12 protein-coding genes are annotated in these 16,051 nt (G+C 45.5%); 4 read left to right on the plus strand and 8 right to left on the minus strand.

The window, feature by feature from the left end; translation table 11 throughout:
- Positions 1-80 precede the first annotated feature (80 nt).
- Both lysF and WCK19_RS04025 read left to right on the plus strand, forming a co-directional pair.
- Positions 81-2,045: a homoaconitase gene (lysF, locus tag WCK19_RS04020; RefSeq protein WP_342396076.1), complete on the plus strand. Its 1,965-nt coding sequence runs from the start codon at positions 81-83 to the stop codon at positions 2,043-2,045.
- A gap of 407 nt (positions 2,046-2,452) precedes the next feature.
- Positions 2,453-3,478 carry a J domain-containing protein gene (locus WCK19_RS04025; RefSeq protein ID WP_342396077.1) on the plus strand — a complete coding sequence of 342 codons (1,026 nt, stop codon included), beginning with the start codon at positions 2,453-2,455 and terminating at the stop codon, positions 3,476-3,478.
- 98 nt (positions 3,479-3,576) lie between these two features.
- On the opposite strand, the gene WCK19_RS04030 is transcribed toward WCK19_RS04025, so the two are convergent.
- The 3 genes from WCK19_RS04030 to WCK19_RS04040 all read right to left on the minus strand — a co-directional run bounded on the left by WCK19_RS04030 (position 3,577) and on the right by WCK19_RS04040 (position 6,121).
- On the minus strand, positions 3,577-4,515 hold the full coding sequence (locus WCK19_RS04030; protein WP_342396078.1) for a peptidylprolyl isomerase: 939 nt from the start codon (positions 4,513-4,515) through the stop codon (positions 3,577-3,579).
- Positions 4,516-4,602: 87 nt separating this feature from the next.
- On the minus strand, positions 4,603-5,373 hold the full coding sequence (locus tag WCK19_RS04035; RefSeq protein WP_342396079.1) for an enoyl-CoA hydratase-related protein: 771 nt from the start codon (positions 5,371-5,373) through the stop codon (positions 4,603-4,605).
- A 19-nt stretch (positions 5,374-5,392) separates the two neighbouring features.
- The gene (locus WCK19_RS04040) at positions 5,393-6,121 is read right to left on the minus strand and encodes a PIG-L deacetylase family protein (RefSeq protein WP_342396080.1); all 729 of its coding nucleotides are present in this window, start codon (positions 6,119-6,121) and stop codon (positions 5,393-5,395) included.
- 181 nt (positions 6,122-6,302) lie between these two features.
- Here WCK19_RS04040 and WCK19_RS04045 point away from each other — a divergent pair, with 181 nt between their 5' ends.
- Together WCK19_RS04045 and WCK19_RS04050 are read left to right on the plus strand one after the other, a co-directional pair.
- Positions 6,303-7,598, plus strand: a complete 1,296-nt coding sequence (locus WCK19_RS04045) for a glucose-1-phosphate adenylyltransferase (RefSeq protein ID WP_342396081.1) — start codon at positions 6,303-6,305, stop codon at positions 7,596-7,598.
- A 58-nt stretch (positions 7,599-7,656) separates the two neighbouring features.
- The gene (locus WCK19_RS04050; protein WP_342396082.1) at positions 7,657-9,102 is read left to right on the plus strand and encodes a glycogen synthase; all 1,446 of its coding nucleotides are present in this window, start codon (positions 7,657-7,659) and stop codon (positions 9,100-9,102) included.
- Between the two features lie 119 nt (positions 9,103-9,221).
- On the opposite strand, the gene WCK19_RS04055 is transcribed toward WCK19_RS04050, so the two are convergent.
- The 5 genes from WCK19_RS04055 to WCK19_RS04075 form a co-directional block, all read right to left on the minus strand.
- Complete coding sequence (locus WCK19_RS04055; RefSeq protein ID WP_342396083.1) at positions 9,222-10,292, minus strand: malectin domain-containing carbohydrate-binding protein; 1,071 nt, start codon at positions 10,290-10,292, stop codon at positions 9,222-9,224.
- Positions 10,293-10,461: 169 nt separating this feature from the next.
- On the minus strand, positions 10,462-11,802 hold the full coding sequence (locus WCK19_RS04060; protein ID WP_342396084.1) for an ATP-binding protein: 1,341 nt from the start codon (positions 11,800-11,802) through the stop codon (positions 10,462-10,464).
- Between the two features lie 27 nt (positions 11,803-11,829).
- Complete coding sequence (locus tag WCK19_RS04065) at positions 11,830-12,603, minus strand: aldolase/citrate lyase family protein (protein WP_342396085.1); 774 nt, start codon at positions 12,601-12,603, stop codon at positions 11,830-11,832.
- 23 nt (positions 12,604-12,626) lie between these two features.
- Positions 12,627-14,585 (minus strand): hypothetical protein, encoded by a 1,959-nt coding sequence (locus WCK19_RS04070; RefSeq protein WP_342396086.1) that lies wholly within the window; start codon positions 14,583-14,585, stop codon positions 12,627-12,629.
- A gap of 45 nt (positions 14,586-14,630) precedes the next feature.
- Positions 14,631-15,794, minus strand: a complete 1,164-nt coding sequence (locus WCK19_RS04075) for an FtsW/RodA/SpoVE family cell cycle protein (RefSeq protein WP_342396087.1) — start codon at positions 15,792-15,794, stop codon at positions 14,631-14,633.
- Positions 15,795-16,051: the final 257 nt, after the last annotated feature.

The following is a 16,051-nucleotide window of genomic DNA, read 5'->3' on the forward strand; positions in this document are numbered from 1 at the left end:
TTATGCTATAATTATTAACCGTTTTCGGTAGGCGAAACTTAATTCCATTTTAAATTTTCACAAGGTAGGTAAACTAATCAATGGGTCAGACCCTGATAGAAAAAATTGTGCAACGCTACGCCGTGGGCTTGAAACCCGGTCAAAAGGTTTACTCTAATGACTTCGTCTTGTTAAAACCCCGTCATGTCATGACTCACGATAACACCGGGGCGGTTATTCCCAAATTTGAAAGCATGGGGGCATCCGGTGTTTTTGATTCCACGCAACCTGTGTTCGCGCTCGACCACGATGTACAGAACAAGAGCAAGGAAAATCTCAGCAAATATACCAAAATTGAAGCATTTGCCAAAAAGCAGGGAGTTGCCTTTTTCCCTGCCGGAACCGGGATTGCACATCAGGTTATAACAGAAGAGGGGTTTGTTTTCCCCGGTACGGTGGTAGTAGGAAGTGACTCCCATTCAAATTTGTATGGTGCGCTTGCCTGTGTGGGAACGCCCGTAGTACGCACCGATGCTGCCGCTATTTGGGCGACAGGTCAAACTTGGTGGCAGATTCCCGAAATTATCAAGGTTGAAATCACCGGAAAACTTGGGTTGGGAGTAACCGGCAAAGATGTAATTCTTGCCTTAATCGGTACTTTCGCCAATGATGAAGCGCTAAATGCTTGCCTTGAGTTTACCGGAGAGGGTATCACCAGCCTAACTATGAGCCAACGCAAAACTATTGCCAATATGACTACCGAATGGGGCGCATTGGCAGGCGTTTTCCCTTATGATAGCCGAGTACGCGATTACTTGCTCAATCGGGTTGAATTCTTCGAGAAACGCGGCGACCAAAATCCTCGAATCACCCGCGCCATGATTGACGAAGTTGACCACATGGATATGAAGCCTGACCCTGATGCTTACTACTCCAAAGAAATAATTTTTGATTTGGGTTCGGTTACTCCAACAGTAGCAGGACCAAACGAGGTTAAGGCAATGATTTTCTTGCCTGAGATTGAGCAACAACGCATCAAAATTGATAAAGCCTACCTTTTAAGCTGTGTAAATAGTCGTTTGGATGATATTGAAGAAGCAGCGGCAGTAGTAAAGGGTCGCAAGTTTGCCGCAGGTGTAAAATTCTATCTGGCAGCAGCATCAGCCTATATTGAGCAACAAGCAAAAGAATTGGGCTACTGGCAAACGCTGGTTGAGGCAGGCGCACAAACGCTAACCGCCGGTTGTGGACCCTGTATCGGACTAGGCGAGGGCGTTTTAGAACCGGGCGAAGTAGCGATTTCAGCTACCAACCGGAATTACAAGGGGCGTATGGGTTCGCCGGGCGCAAACGTCTATCTAGCAAGTCCGGCTGTGGTAGCCGCTTCCGCGCTGGAAGGTTTTATTTGTGGGTCACAAAAGCAGCCTTCCAAACCTGTGGTGGCTCGTCTTGAAAATCGCCAACGTCAAACGCAAACCGCCACCGCCGCGCAGGATATTTTACCGGGCTTCCCTACCGTTATTGAAGGTGAGTTGCTTTTCGTACCTAAAGACAACATGAACACCGATGCGATTTACGGCAAAGAATATACCTATAATGATAATCTGCTTCCCGCCGAAATGGCTACTAAAGCCTTCCTTAACTACGACCCAGAGTTCCAGCAATTAGCTCATGAAGGCGATATTTTGGCGGGCGGGTGGAATTTTGGAAGCGGTTCGTCCCGCGAGCAAGCAGCCACAACTCTGAAATATCGGGGCTTGCAACTGGTAATTGCCGGATCATACTCGCAAACCTACAAACGCAACGCCTTCAACAACGGCTATATCGCGCTGGAATGTCCCGAACTGATAAACTGGCTCAAAGAGAAATTCAAGTCTTCAAACATGTTGACTATTCGCACCGGAATCAATACGCGCCTTGACTTTGTAAATTCTGAAATTGATTGCGGGGAGCGCAAGTTTGGTTTTTCCCCACTCGGCGCAGTAGCACAAAGGCTAGTAGTGACAGGCGGTTTTGAGCAACTTATACAGGAACAAATCAAAAGCTCCAAAAAACCGCAGGCGTAAAGATTTCGTAAGATGTAAATTTTGGCATTTTGGGGGTTTTTACAGAACCCCTAATTTTCAGTGGGAAATAATTCCAAAAGTCTCTGAAGCCCCATTTTGGTCAACTATATAGATATTATCCTAAAATGCCTGCTCAGATAACCGGGTTTCCTGAATCTCTTTCCCGGTCGATTGTTGTGAGGCTTTGTATGGTTTCATACCCATACCCGATTAAACCAACAAAATATCCCGTCTATACCGAATACGAATACATAAGAGTTCAAAGTAAATGCAACACACAGGTAGTATCCATTTTCAAACGCATTTTCCCTCATAGATAAAACAGGCTTATTACCAGTTATTATGGTAAAATGCTAAACTGAGCAATAATTAATTTGATTAGTATCAAAGGGTAAAAACACAGTCGAATGGCATCGAAAGATTATTATAAAATTCTGGAAATACAACGCACCGCTACCGAAACAGATATAAAAAGTGCATATCGGCGGCTTGCTCGCAAATATCACCCTGATGTAAACCCCAATGATAACCAGTCAGAGGAGCGTTTCAAGGAAATAGGCGAAGCATACGAAGTATTAAGCAATGCCGAAAAACGACGCAAATACGATCAGTGGGGCGCTGATTGGGAAAAATATGATAAAGCCGGAGCCGGTTCATATTCAGGTTGGTCGGGTGGCAGCGGATACAACACCAAAGATAGCGGGGTCGGCGATATTTTCGACCAAATCTTCGGCAAAACCCGCAACAAAACTACTCAGGGGCAGGGGGCAAATACTTCAGCCTACAGCCAAGGTGCAAATCCTAGAAATTACGCCGCCCGTCCTCAAAAAGGAGAAGATCGAGAGCAACAAATCGAATTGACTCTCGAAGAATGCTATAACGGTACTTTGCGCCAATTACAAATTCAATCGAGCGATATATGCAACCTGTGTAACGGTACAGGCTTGAGAAGCGGTCAACGTTGCTCTAATTGTGCCGGATTAGGCATAGTACCACGTACCAAGCGACTAGAGGTTCGTATTCCGGCAGGTGTTGAAGAAAATAGCCGGGTGAGAGTTGCGGGTGAAGGTGGCACTGGAATTAGCGGTGGGCAACGTGGTGATTTATTTCTCAAAGTACACTTGCAGGCACACCCTCAATTTGAACGCAAAGGCAATGACCTTCACACTAACATCAATATCGCGGTTTACACTGCCATACTTGGTGGGGAAGCAGAAGTTACCTCGCTGAAAGGCGGTAAATTCATTTTGAATATACCCGAAGAAACACCAAACGGCAAGGTTTTCCGCCTCAGTGGGCAGGGCATACCCATTTTGAACCAACCCGGTGTCAGAGGAGATTTGTATATCAAACTTAACGTAGTGCTACCCAGCAACCTTACTGCTCAAGAAAAAGAGCTTTTCCGAAAGTTAAAAGACCAGAGACCAAACTAACAAGAAATTGCAATTTTTGGAAGTGCCTAAATTAAGAGAGCAGGGTTATAATAGCCTAAACGTCAATGAGATAAAGATACTTACAAGACACTTTCACTTCACGTATTGAGCAAAACCTCGATTATAGCGTGGTCACGCAAAACTTTAATATAAGCTCCAAATGCCTCCTGGCGGCGTTGCTCTACCAAATCGAGTGGAAGTTGCCGCACTTCCCGCGCTTCCACTTTGATAATATGCCAGCCAAGTGAGGTTTTAATTGAACCGCTGAAAGTTCCAATTTTAAGAGCAAAAGCGGCTTGCTCGAAAGCTGGTTCGGTTTGTCCTTTGAAAACCCAATCTAGGTCTCCTCCCTTTTTGGCGCTGGCAATATCGAGCGAAAATTGAGTTGCCAATGCAGCAAAATCTGCGCCCTGTTGCAAACGCGCAAAAATATCCTTAGCCTCTTTTTCGCTGCCAAGCAGGATATGGCGAACTTTTACCTGTTCTTCTTTATCTTGCACGGTAGCATGCTGCTCTAGCATTTTACTGAAAAGTAAGCCCTGCTCTATGGTGTGGCGGTTATCGTTATCGCTCATAAAGCGGCGCGATAACCAGATTTTATAGGTCTCCTCACCGCCGATTTGCTTCTTGAAATTTTCAAGCTGCTTGGTAACTTCCTCAGCAGAAACGGTGGTATTTTCTTTGTGGGCTGCAAGGGCAACTACCGTGTAGTTAATTAATCCCTGCAATATTTGGTCGCGTAATTCTTTCAGACGAGTTTTGTTGGTTTCGGTGTCCCAGTCAATAACGCCGCCGTTTTGTTCCTCGCTAGTTACACGCGCCTGATCCAACGCTTGATTAAACTCGTCCGCGCTGATTTCTGTCCCATTAACTTTAGCAACAGCACCAATAGCATAGCCGATTCTGAGATTTGAGGAAGGAGTGGGAAAGGGTAACAAACCGCCACTGCTTTTGGTAATTTGCGAAGTTGGGAGGACTGCATCGCCACAGGCTGACAGTAGTAGAAAGAGAATTATTAAGGGAAATAGTTTTTTCATGTAACTTATTTTACTCATTGGTTGTTCAGCCGAACAAATAAATAAGGGTCTCACAAGAGGCGAGACCCGATGCTATCGAGTTTTAGCTTAACGCTGGAAATTAGGCTTGCGCTTCTCAAGGAAAGCGCTCATGCCTTCTTGTGCATCCGGTGTTTGCGAAGTTGCCGCCATAACCTCCATGCTATAAGAATAGGCTTTGGGCTGCTCCAAATCTATCTGGGCGTAAAATGCCTGTTTGCCGATACCTTTTGACCAAAAGCTTCCGCGCGTAGCCGCCAGCATCAGTTTTTCAGATTCTTCTAGCAGCTTGTCAGCAGTTACTACCCGATTAATCAAGCCCCATTCGTAAGCGGTTTTAGCGTCAATTACATCTCCGGTGAAAAGCATTTCGGCGGCACGCTTGCGCCCAATCTGACGGCTTACCGCTACCATCGGAGTAAAACAGAACCACCCGCCCTTACCGCCCGGTGTTGCAAAACCGACAGTATCGGCGGCAACCGCCAAATCGCAAGTGGCGACTAACTGGCAGCCGGCAGCGGTAGCCAGCGCATGCACTCGCGCCAACACAGGTTGGGGAATAGCCTGAATGGTATCCATCAGGTTGACGCAAGTTTTCATCATTTTACGCATAAAAACAAGGTCTTGCCCAGCCATATCCCGGAAGTCATGCCCTGCGCTAAAGGCATGCCCGTTCGCGGCGAGATACACCCCCCGCACATTGCTATCGCCTACTTCATTAAAAGCCGCTGTTAGCTCAAGCATATGTTGCATAGAAAGAGCATTGCGACGCTCTGGGGAGTTCATGGTAATAGTGGCGTAATCCCCATCATAAATCAGTTCTATCATTTCATACTGCATTGTAACACCTCCTTGCTGCTCAATTTTCGGTGCGATGAAATTCTTCCGCATATGATACGTCATATTTTTTGCCGGTGCTGGTAGCCCAACTTCTAATTCGTTCCTCAATTGGGGCAAAATCTGGAAGTTGGCTGGCATGCGCTTTGAGCGCAGCTAGTTTAAGCTCAATAGTTCCGGTAATATCAACCATAAAGTTCTGAGTAGGCGCTCCCATGAAGAATATTTCCTGCACCTTGTGAGGCTCAAGCCCTTCATCGAGCAGTTCGGGAAAATCCCACGGGTTCTGACTGGCGGGATAAATTGCCCGAATTGCAGCTTCTCCGGTAGCAAGATGGTCGGGATGGTGCCGCGCTACAGAATAAAAAGGTGTCCAAGCACGCTCAGGGGATTGTATGACAACTCTGCTAGGGCGGAAGTGGCGTAACATTCGTACTATATCACGCCTCAAATCAAGGCTGGGTTCAATTCTGCCGTCCGGGTAGTCCAGAAAGAAAACCTCTTTTACTCCTATTAACCGACAGGCTTCACGCTGTTCTTTTTTGCGGATTTCGGAGATTTTACGCCGTTCTACTTCTCCAACCTGTCGCGCATCATCAGACCCACCGCCGGAACCGTCCGAACAAATAACGTAGTAAAATTCCCAGCCTTCGAGTACCCAGTTTGCCACAGAACCGGCACAACCAAACTCAGCATCGTCAGGATGAGCTACTATTACCATCCCTATTTTATTTTTTATAGTATCGCTCATTTAAGTGTAGAACCTCTCGACTGTAATATTAAAATTAGTGAAGGATGCAGCTATTATACCCATAAAATCGGCTTTTTCCTATTTGAGTAGTCAGCTTTTTCCGGTTATAATAGTATAAAGTATAAATCCAAACTCGTACCTCTTGATTAATATTCTCGATAGCTGAATTGAGGGAAAAACAATGAGCCGACCAAATAGAAATGTGCTGACCGTCATTTTGGCGGGTGGTCAGGGCGAACGCTTGAGTATTTTTTCTGAGAAACGCGCTAAACCTGCCGTGCCTTTCGCCGGAAAATACCGAATTATAGATTTTGCCCTCAGTAATTGCGTTAATTCCGGCTTATTCGATATTCTGGTATTGACGCAATACCGACCTCTTTCCCTGCATGACCATATCGGTAACGGCAAACCTTGGGATTTGGATCGTTTGCATGGCGGTGTTCGTATGGTATCGCCTTATCTGGGGCGCAAGGACTCTGACTGGTATAAAGGCACGGCTGACGCTGTTTACCAGAACATAAACGAGTTGGAAGAAACTGATGCTGAATATGTGCTTATCCTAGGCGGTGACCATATCTATAAAATGGACTATCGCCCTATGCTACAGTTGCACCGGGAAAAGGGCGCAGAAGCTACGGTAGGAGTTATGCGAGTACCTATCGAAGAAGCGCATCGTTTCGGTATCGTGGCAGCCAATGAAGAAGGTCGTGTAATTGAATTTCAGGAAAAGCCCAAGCAACCGAAGAGCAACTTGGTTTCGATGGGTATTTATATTTTCAATAAAAAACACCTAATTGAAAAGCTTACCAAAGATGCACAGGACTCTAGCAGCAAGCATGATTTTGGGCATAGCATACTTCCTGAAATGCTCGCATCTGGAGATAAGCTCTATGCTTATACTTTCGAGGGCTACTGGCGTGATGTGGGGACTGTACATTCATACTGGGAAGCTAATATGGAATTGTTACAAGAACCGCCTGAACTTGACCTATACGAACGTAGTTGGGTGGTTTATACTCGTAGTGAAGAACGTCCTTCTGCGATAATTGAAGCAAATGCCAATGTGAAAGACAGCCTTATCTCGCATGGCTGCCAAGTGCATGGTCAGGTTATCAACAGCGTATTATCACCGGGTGTTATTGTGGAAGAAGGGGCAATTGTACGCGACTCTATTATTATGATAGATTCAGTTATCGGCAAAGGCTCGGTAATAGACAAGACCGTAATTGATAAAGAAGTAATTATTGGCGAGGGCAGCATTATCGGTTATGGCAATGATAATACGCCTAATAAGTTTGAACCGCATAAACTGAATACAGGCATCACTATCATTGGCAAACGCGCCCAATTGCCGGCTAATGTCAGAATCGGGCGAAATTGCAAAATCGGAACTGATGTTAAGCCGGAAGATTTCCCATCTCTTGAGCTTGGGAGCGCAGAAACGGTAATTGCGGCAGTGCAAACAACAAGAAAATAGACTAACTATAACTTGTTAAGGTAAATTATCCAAAAGAAGAAATCAGACCGAAAAAAAAATGAAAATTCTCTTTCTTGCAGCTGAAATTGCACCGTTTGTTAAAGTTGGTGGGCTTGCGGATGTTGCCGGTTCGCTACCGTTAGCGCTGGCGGAGTTAGGGCATGATGTGCGGTTAGCTATGCCACGCTACTATGTAGTTGACCCTACCAAATGGGGATTGCGAAAAATAATCGGAACTCTAGATATACCCATCGGTATAGGCTCTACCGCAATACAGGTTCTTGAAGGCGAATTGCCCAATGATAAACCTAATGCGCGTGTACCGGTCTATTTTATTCAAAATCAGCATCACTTTGAGCGCGATAAGGTTTACGGCTACGAGGATGATGGTGATCGCTTTGCGGTGTATTGCCGGGGCGTGATGACTATGCTTAAAAGTTTGGGTTGGCGACCAGATGTAATTCATGCGAATGATTGGCATACTGCTCTGTGCATTAATTACCTGAAAACTATATATAGCAATGACCCGTTCTTCGCCGGAGTTAAAGCGGTATTTACAATCCATAACTTGGCTTATCAGGGCGTATTTAGTCCGTTCTGGTTGGGGCAAGCCGGTCTTTCACACTTAGGGTTAGTTTGGGGTGACCGAGATGGTATGGTGAATATGATGGGACGGGGTATAGCTTATGCCGATGCAGTTAGCACCGTCAGCCCAACTTATGCCCTTGAGATACTCACGCCCCACTACGGCGAGGGTTTGGATTGGCTGCTGAAATATCGCTGGGGGCATTTGTGGGGTATCCTCAACGGGATTGATTATAATATTTTTAATCCGGCTACCGACCCTTATCTAATTTCGCAATATACTCCCCTTACAGTGGAGAAACGTATAGATAATAAAACTGAGCTTCAAGCTCGACTTGGCTTACCAGTTGACCCCAATATTCCGATAATCGGAATGGTCTCACGTTTGGCAGACCAAAAGGGTTTTGACTTAGTAGCCGCATCGGCAGAGCGTATCCTTGAAAAAGGTGTGCAATTGATAGTGCTTGGCACCGGTGAGTATGGGTATCATGAGTTTCTTTACTGGCTATCGCATCGCTTTAATAGTCAGGTGCGAGCGGTTTTGGGCTTTCATGCCGATATTGCACCAAAAATCTACGCCGGAAGTGATATGTTTCTAATGCCTTCGCGCTTTGAACCTTGCGGGTTGGGGCAACTGATAGCCATGCGTTACGGTTCAGTACCAATCGTCCGGCATACTGGCGGTTTGGCGGATACAGTGCAGGAGTATTACCCCGATTCTGACGAAGGTAACGGCTTTAGTTTTGGTCCCTATGAACCAATACACCTATTATCGGCAATTGATCGCGCTTTAGCAGTGTACCACCAACCTAACCTCTGGCAGAACCTTATCAGTAAGAACATGCAGAGAGACTATTCATGGACTTCTTCAGCCCAACAATATTTGAACTTTTACCGTCAGGAATTAGGTTTAAGCTGATACCGCTAAATTAAGGGTGGGGCTACAGGAGATTTACTGCCTGTAGCCTTTTTTTGATTACTATAGATGTTTTCTGACAAACCAAACTACTTTTTCCGTTACCAAAAGAGTTGGCTTACTCAATTGGCAGTAGTAGGGGTTGGAATCGGTTGAAACGGAGTTGCAACAGGTGTACTAGTCGGCAACACCGGGAAGGGAGTAGCGGTAATTGGAATAGGGGTCGGAGTTAGATTACTAAGGACTTCTATGCCGTTTATCACAGGATATTCTACTGCCCCTCTCCTGAAAGCGATGAATAGCTGACCATTGGTATCGGCTTGAGCAGGAAATTCTTTAACAAACGCTTTAAACATTCCTCCAGCCGCATTGTAAAGGTCAAAGTTATACAATACCTGACTTTGATTGATAAACACATCAAAAAGGCGCATACCGGGACTGTTTAAATAGAGTTCTGCAAAGTGTAGGCGGATGATATATGGAGAATTTGGCTTTAGGTTTGGAATAATATAGTTTGTAATGCCAATACGCTGACTCTGGTAAACCGAAATTGGGGCGGGGAATGGCACATTACTCATATTAATTGTATTGGTAACTACATAGCTAACACCGGAAGAAGTAAAAAATGCGTCCGTAACGTAAGAGCCATCTGCGCCACCCCCACAGTTAATAGCAAGCGCTTGCTTAAGTGAACTGGCAGTTGACGCAATAGCGGGGATAGCAGTTGTGGCGCCTAAAGCGGGTGCAATTATCGTACTCTTGGGTTGTGGTGTAGTAGTAGTAGTAGTTACCGCCGCAGTAGTGGTATTTATAATAACCAATGTTTGTTTAGTTTGTACTGCCAGCACAGTTAGTAGAACGACAACACCAATAACGATTGCAAATACAGCTATGCTAACTAATACCCAAAGACGACGGGTATTACGAGCGCTATAATCCGGTGGTTTTGGCGCTTCTTCCGTTTCAGAAGATTTTCTGGTTTCTGGTTTTTTATAAACTGGTTCTGAAACATGCTCTTCTGGTACTAGAAAAGGGCGAATGGAGATGCTAGGTTCCCCATTCTGTGAAGGCTGCCATTTATAGTTGGCTTCTTCTGACAGCAGATTTTCATGTTTTAAAGTGAATTCTTGTGGGTTAGATTTAGATGAGGTCGAGAATTCATCGTTTTGATTTTGGTTATTCGGCGGTTCCATTGGCATCTTCCATAAGTTTACATAAACAGATTTCCAATCAGCATTAGCAATTTTATTATACATATATGGACTGGTGAGGTCGAATTGAAAACAGTTCTACAAAATTTATATGGAATTTGTGGGATTTAACAAATTTAGCAACCCCATCCGATAACACTTGAGAGGCTTTTTATTGCTTCAAGTTCTGACGCGATAGTACGATTTGTCCATTGAGATGGTCTATAAACTGACGAGCTACGCGCCCACTTCGTCCGCTATGGCTCAACTCCCATTGCAAGGCGCGGCGGCGCAAATCATCTCGTTCCATTTCAATACCAGCATGCGCTGCCAACGAAAAAACAATTTCAATATATTTTTGCTGGCTTGGCGTTACAAAAGTGACAATCAAGCCAAAGCGGTCGCTCAAAGAGAGCTTTTCTTCCACTGTATCCCATGCTGCAATTTCTTCCTGTTGTCCGGCGCTGGGGTTATCGCTAAACTGCTCGCGGATAAGATGGCGACGGTTGGAGGTAGCATATATCAGCAGATTGGAAGGACGCGCCTCTATTGTACCCTCAAGCAACGCCTTGAGGTCTTTGTATGAAACTTCGTCTTCCTCAAAGGATAAATCATCCACAAACAGGATAAATTTCTCGCGCCTACCTCTCACCATTTTAGCAATTTGTGGATAGTCGCTCAACCAATCCTTATGAACCTCGATTAACCGCAACCCTTGCGAACCGTAGCGATTGAGCAAACCTTTCACCGTTGAGCTTTTTCCCGTTCCCCTCGCCCCGTAAAGTAGCACATTGTTAGCGGGAAGCCCTGCTAAAAATTGTGCCGTGTTTTGCACAATCACCGCCTGCTCACCGGAATAGCCTACCAGTTCCTCAAGGCGAATCGGGTCAATATCGGAGACAGGTTCAAGCGTTGCTTGAGGACGTTGCCAGCGAAAGCCATAATAACGCGCCAAATCATCCACGCCCTGATGGACATAATGATTTTCGAGTTCGCCTACCAACGCGCCCCAATCCGTACTAACCGCCAACTTCTTTTTGAAAGCCAAGCGCGGGCAGTCTTGGTGGGTAGGGTTGGCGCTTGCCGGGTTAAAGTAATCCCATGATGGCAGCGAAGGTTCTTCGAGACTACTGCGGGCTTCATCCGCAATAACAGTAGAACTGAGAATAAACAACTTGTGGAGTAAAGCCAAATCGCGCAAAGCGGCGTAGCGGGTGCTATGCGCCATCTCACGCCCTGCTTTAAGGCTGAAAGGATTTTTAGAGTCCAGTATTCGATCCAATAGGTGATTCTGCCATACATCCCCGACAATCTCACACTCATAAAACTCGGCTTCATTGGTCAGAAGTCCAAAAAGCTCGGTATAAACCGTACCAACATCATCCGGTAGGGTGTCAGCATACGAATAAAGCCGCAATAAGTTAAGAAAGTTTCGCCCAATTGCATCATCGAAAACATCGCGGTACAACAATAACTGCTCTGCCTGTGCTGCTAGTCGGTTATAAAATGGCATCTCTTTCTCCCACCTGCTTGATTTAGCTTAGCCTCGCGCTTTTTGAAGATTCTGAGTTGCCGCAGTTAGCAAGCTAGAAGCATCGTTGGTGGCATTTACCATTTGAAAGCCTTCCCGAATGCGTTGCGCCGCCGTATCACCGTTGCTACAAAACATGCCCAATGCTACGTTATTCTTACGCGCCGCTGCTTTAATTTTTTCCAACGCTGCCACAAACTCAGGTTCTGCACCTTCATTGCTAGGCGGCAAACCAAGCGAACCATGTAAATCATTTGGTCCTACAAAAGCTACATCTACGCCGGGAACGCTTAAAATATCTTCCACGTTCGCCAAACCTTTCGCGCTCTCGATTTGTAACCCTACCAGAATTTCATCGTTGGCTTTGGTGAGATACTCTTGGCGGTCAGCCGTACCAAAGCTAAGACATGCCATAGAACCGCCAAAACTGCGCGTGCCAAGCGGAGGGTATTTACTCCAACTTACCGCCTGTTCTGCTTCCTGACGAGTTTCTACCATCGGCACAATTACGCCCCATGCTCCGGCATCCAACGACCATTTAAACCACTCTACGCTATTGAACGGCAGACGAACCAACGGCGCACTAAGCCCTGCACCCGCAATAACGGCAACCGTATCTGTCAGCAGAGTGGGATTTTGAGGAGAATGTTCAAAATCTATTACCATCCAATCAAAGCCAACATGCGCCAGCAAACGGGCATTGATAAGACCCGGCAAATTATGCCACAGACCAATTGCAGGCTCGCCATTTTTTAACTTTGCTTTGACGAAATTGGAGCGCATTTCTCCCCCTTATATTTTTTCAATCAGGTTTTTATAATATCTTTGCCGGTGCTTCTAGCGCGTGACTTCACCAGAATATCCTGAGCTTCATCATCGCTATTACCATCACCTAGCAAACGTCGCTTGAGCCAGAATATAACAATAAAGATTGGTGGAGCAAGCAACATCCATAACAAAAATCCGGTAGTATGGTTCAAAGACATAAATTGTAGGAAACTACTAGATAAATCCGGCGGCAAAGGCGGGTTAGTCTGACCAAAAGGTCCGAAAATTCCGGTGCGCCAATAATACCATGCCCACCAAACCCATGCACTAAAAAACAGCAATCCGCCCAGCAAATAGACACACACCATGAAAAGTCGCGCTATCGGGAAAGGAGCTTTTCTCAATCCGGTTATAACTGTATAATCCAAATCAACGCGCCCTACCAACTTTTGCTGCCGCCCTTCCACCCAATCGAAAGCAAGAGACAGTAACACCAACGCCACCAGCAAACTAAATCCGGCTCGCCAAATGCTGCTATCACGTAAAGCATCCAACCGTGCGGTATTAAAGCTAAAGGAACGACCCTGAATAGCGTAAAAAAGATAGGGTAAAGCAGTGGCTACCAGAGCCGCGCCAAATGCAAGCCAAAGTAGCAAACTACGCCTGTAGAAAAGATAAACCAGCGGTATTAGCGCCAGTACCAGTGAAAGTATGCCCCTTTGTAAACGTGCCTGTGCATACCATTCCTCTCGTGCTTGACCCATATCGTTGCGGGTATAGCGCAAAACCGGGTCAATTACGCCTTCAATATCATCATATAGTCCGAGCCGATAATCCTGAGATGCTACCTTCACGCTCTTTTCAGCATCAACCGCTAACGGCTCATTTACCGCAATCGGCAGGGGCAAGCCTAATCTAGCGCGATACGCTCGGCTCAGATTCTGACGTTGGTCCACTAACGCGAGCAATTTCTCTGACATATCTACAGGCGGAATAGACAGCAGCCCGCTCAGGATACGCCCAATGTTTTGTCGGGGCATCTCGATACCAAGCAGCGCAGCGATAGTGGAGGTTACATCTTCCTGTTTGCCCCAAATCCAATCACCGGGTTGAACTGCCTGACCAACCATTAAAAGCGGTATTGCCCAGCGATCTCCGGCTTTAATAAGCGTATCCCAATCGCCCGTAATAAGTACAGTAGTGCGGCTAAGGTCAATTTGGTCATCGCTAGTAAGGCGGGTAAGGGCGGTATTTAAACTTTCGCGTGCTTGTAAAAAACCTGAAGAATTTGAGCTAAAAGTATTGGCGGCATAACCCATCGCGCTCAATTGCACCAGCGTAAAATTTGCCGATTTCTTTTTGAGAAAATTCAAAACCGCATCGGCTACATCATTTGAGGGTTGTTCAATCGGAAAAACTGCTTGATAACCCCATTCTGGCTTGAGCGCACTTTGCCACTGCGGGGAACCGAAAAAGGCAGTGGTATTGCGGCTACGCAAGGCGGCAGCAAAAAGATTATCCACCTGTTCAAGTTGATATGCCGGAGAAGGTGAAGTTGTGGTCGGAGAGGGATAATCCAGATTGTAACCCCCCGTTATTTCAGGAGATGCTCCTGTTAGTAAAGTTACCAGACCCGGTGTTACAGCCGGAACAGAACCGGAGAAAAGACGCGCCCCGGCGCTAATAGTAGAGCCATTTACACCATCTTTTAGCCGTTTTAGCGCGGGTAAGCCTCTGAAATCATCATCCCCCAAACCGTTGACCACAATCAGCACAACTCTACCGCTCTGAGGTTTGGTTGTTCCAGCCAGGCGAGAATCAGGACCAACATCGGTTCCGGTAAGAGAATGCGGGGCAGTTACCTGTATATCCAAAGGCAAATAGCTTTCAAGGGATGAACGCAGTATGGTAGGGGAATAATACGCGCCAGCCAGCAATATGCCTACCACAGCAAGGTAAATAATTAAAGCTCGCGTTTTGAGGAATCGGCATCGCATATGTCATTTACCTCAACTACTTACAACTATATAAGCCGGGGAATTTTAATCTGCTACAGCGCCACTGCGATAATACCAAGTCGTGTCGCGTTGGTGACGCATAGAAACGCTTTCGACCATACCAAGTGAAATAAACATTGTCCACATTGCACTATTACCATTACTAATCAGCGGCAATGGAATACCTGTCACCGGGAATAGTCCCAAGTTCATACCTACATTAATAAATACCTGAAAAAAGAGCATAGTAAACACACCTATGCAAATCATGCGCCCGTAACTATCATTACTTTTCTGAGCAATATGCAAAATTCTTGTCAGAATCAGTGCCAGTAATACCAGCAAAGCGATTGAACCCACAAAGCCAAATTCCTCAGCTATCACCGAAAAGATAAAGTCAGTGTGCCTAATACTCAGATAATTCATAGTATTCTGAACTCCACTGGCATACCCTTGTCCCAACACACCGCCACCTACCACCGCTTTATTAGATACTTCGAGGTTTCGGCGTTGGCTTGGGTCGAAATAATTCGGATCCCAGAAACTATGAAAACGTTCATACTGATAATCGGAGAAGATTTGAACTTTCCCATTGGTAAGGTCAGGGGCAAACCAGATAAGTAAAATAATAGGAATAGCTATAAAAATTAGCCCGAATAGATGTACCAGATTAGCGCCACCCGCCCACGCCATTCCAAACCAAATAGCGATTAGAACCATTGTAGTGCCAAGGTCAGGCTGGAGAAATACCAAAATCACGGCGGGCGCAGTCACCAACATGGAGGTAGCAAAAACTGGAAAGCGTTGAATACGATGCTCGTTAGTGGCATAGAAACGCGCCAACACAATCACAATAAGCAATTTAGCAGGTTCTGAAGGTTGTATATCGGTAAAACCTAAATCAATCCAACGAGTAGAACCGGAAGTGGTCTGTCCTATTATACGTACTAAAAACAGCAACCCCACGCAAAGTACATATATCAGAAAGGTAACATACTCAAAAAAATGATAATCCAACCTAGCCATCAAAAATAGCAAAATTACACCTAGACCAACACCAACAGTTAATTGCTTGATGTGCATATTCAAGGGGCTAAGGGCTGGGTCGGTGTGAGTGGCGCTATACACCATCAATACACCGAAAAAGGCTGTGATTACTACACCGATGAATAGGGGAATATCAAAAAAACGCCAAATAGATTTATCCATGCAATACCTGATTTACATAATACAAAATACTTCTCAAAACTTAGTATAGCAGATTGAAAACAGATTGCAATATAATAAGGGATATATCAACTCAAACCCTGTGATAAGCAACACTCCAAAAAAGTGAATAATAGCATAGAGAAAAACGGCTTTATATAGGTTAATAGAGATGTAAGCATTAATGCTTGCAAAAATCTTCAAAAATCCTCTCACTAGAATCTTCTCAATACTCCTCAAAGAACGCTGTAGAGCAGACA

The sequence above is a fragment of the Candidatus Chlorohelix sp. genome (assembly GCF_037138995.1).
In the GTDB taxonomy this organism is placed as follows: Bacteria; Chloroflexota; Chloroflexia; order Chloroheliales; family Chloroheliaceae; genus Chlorohelix.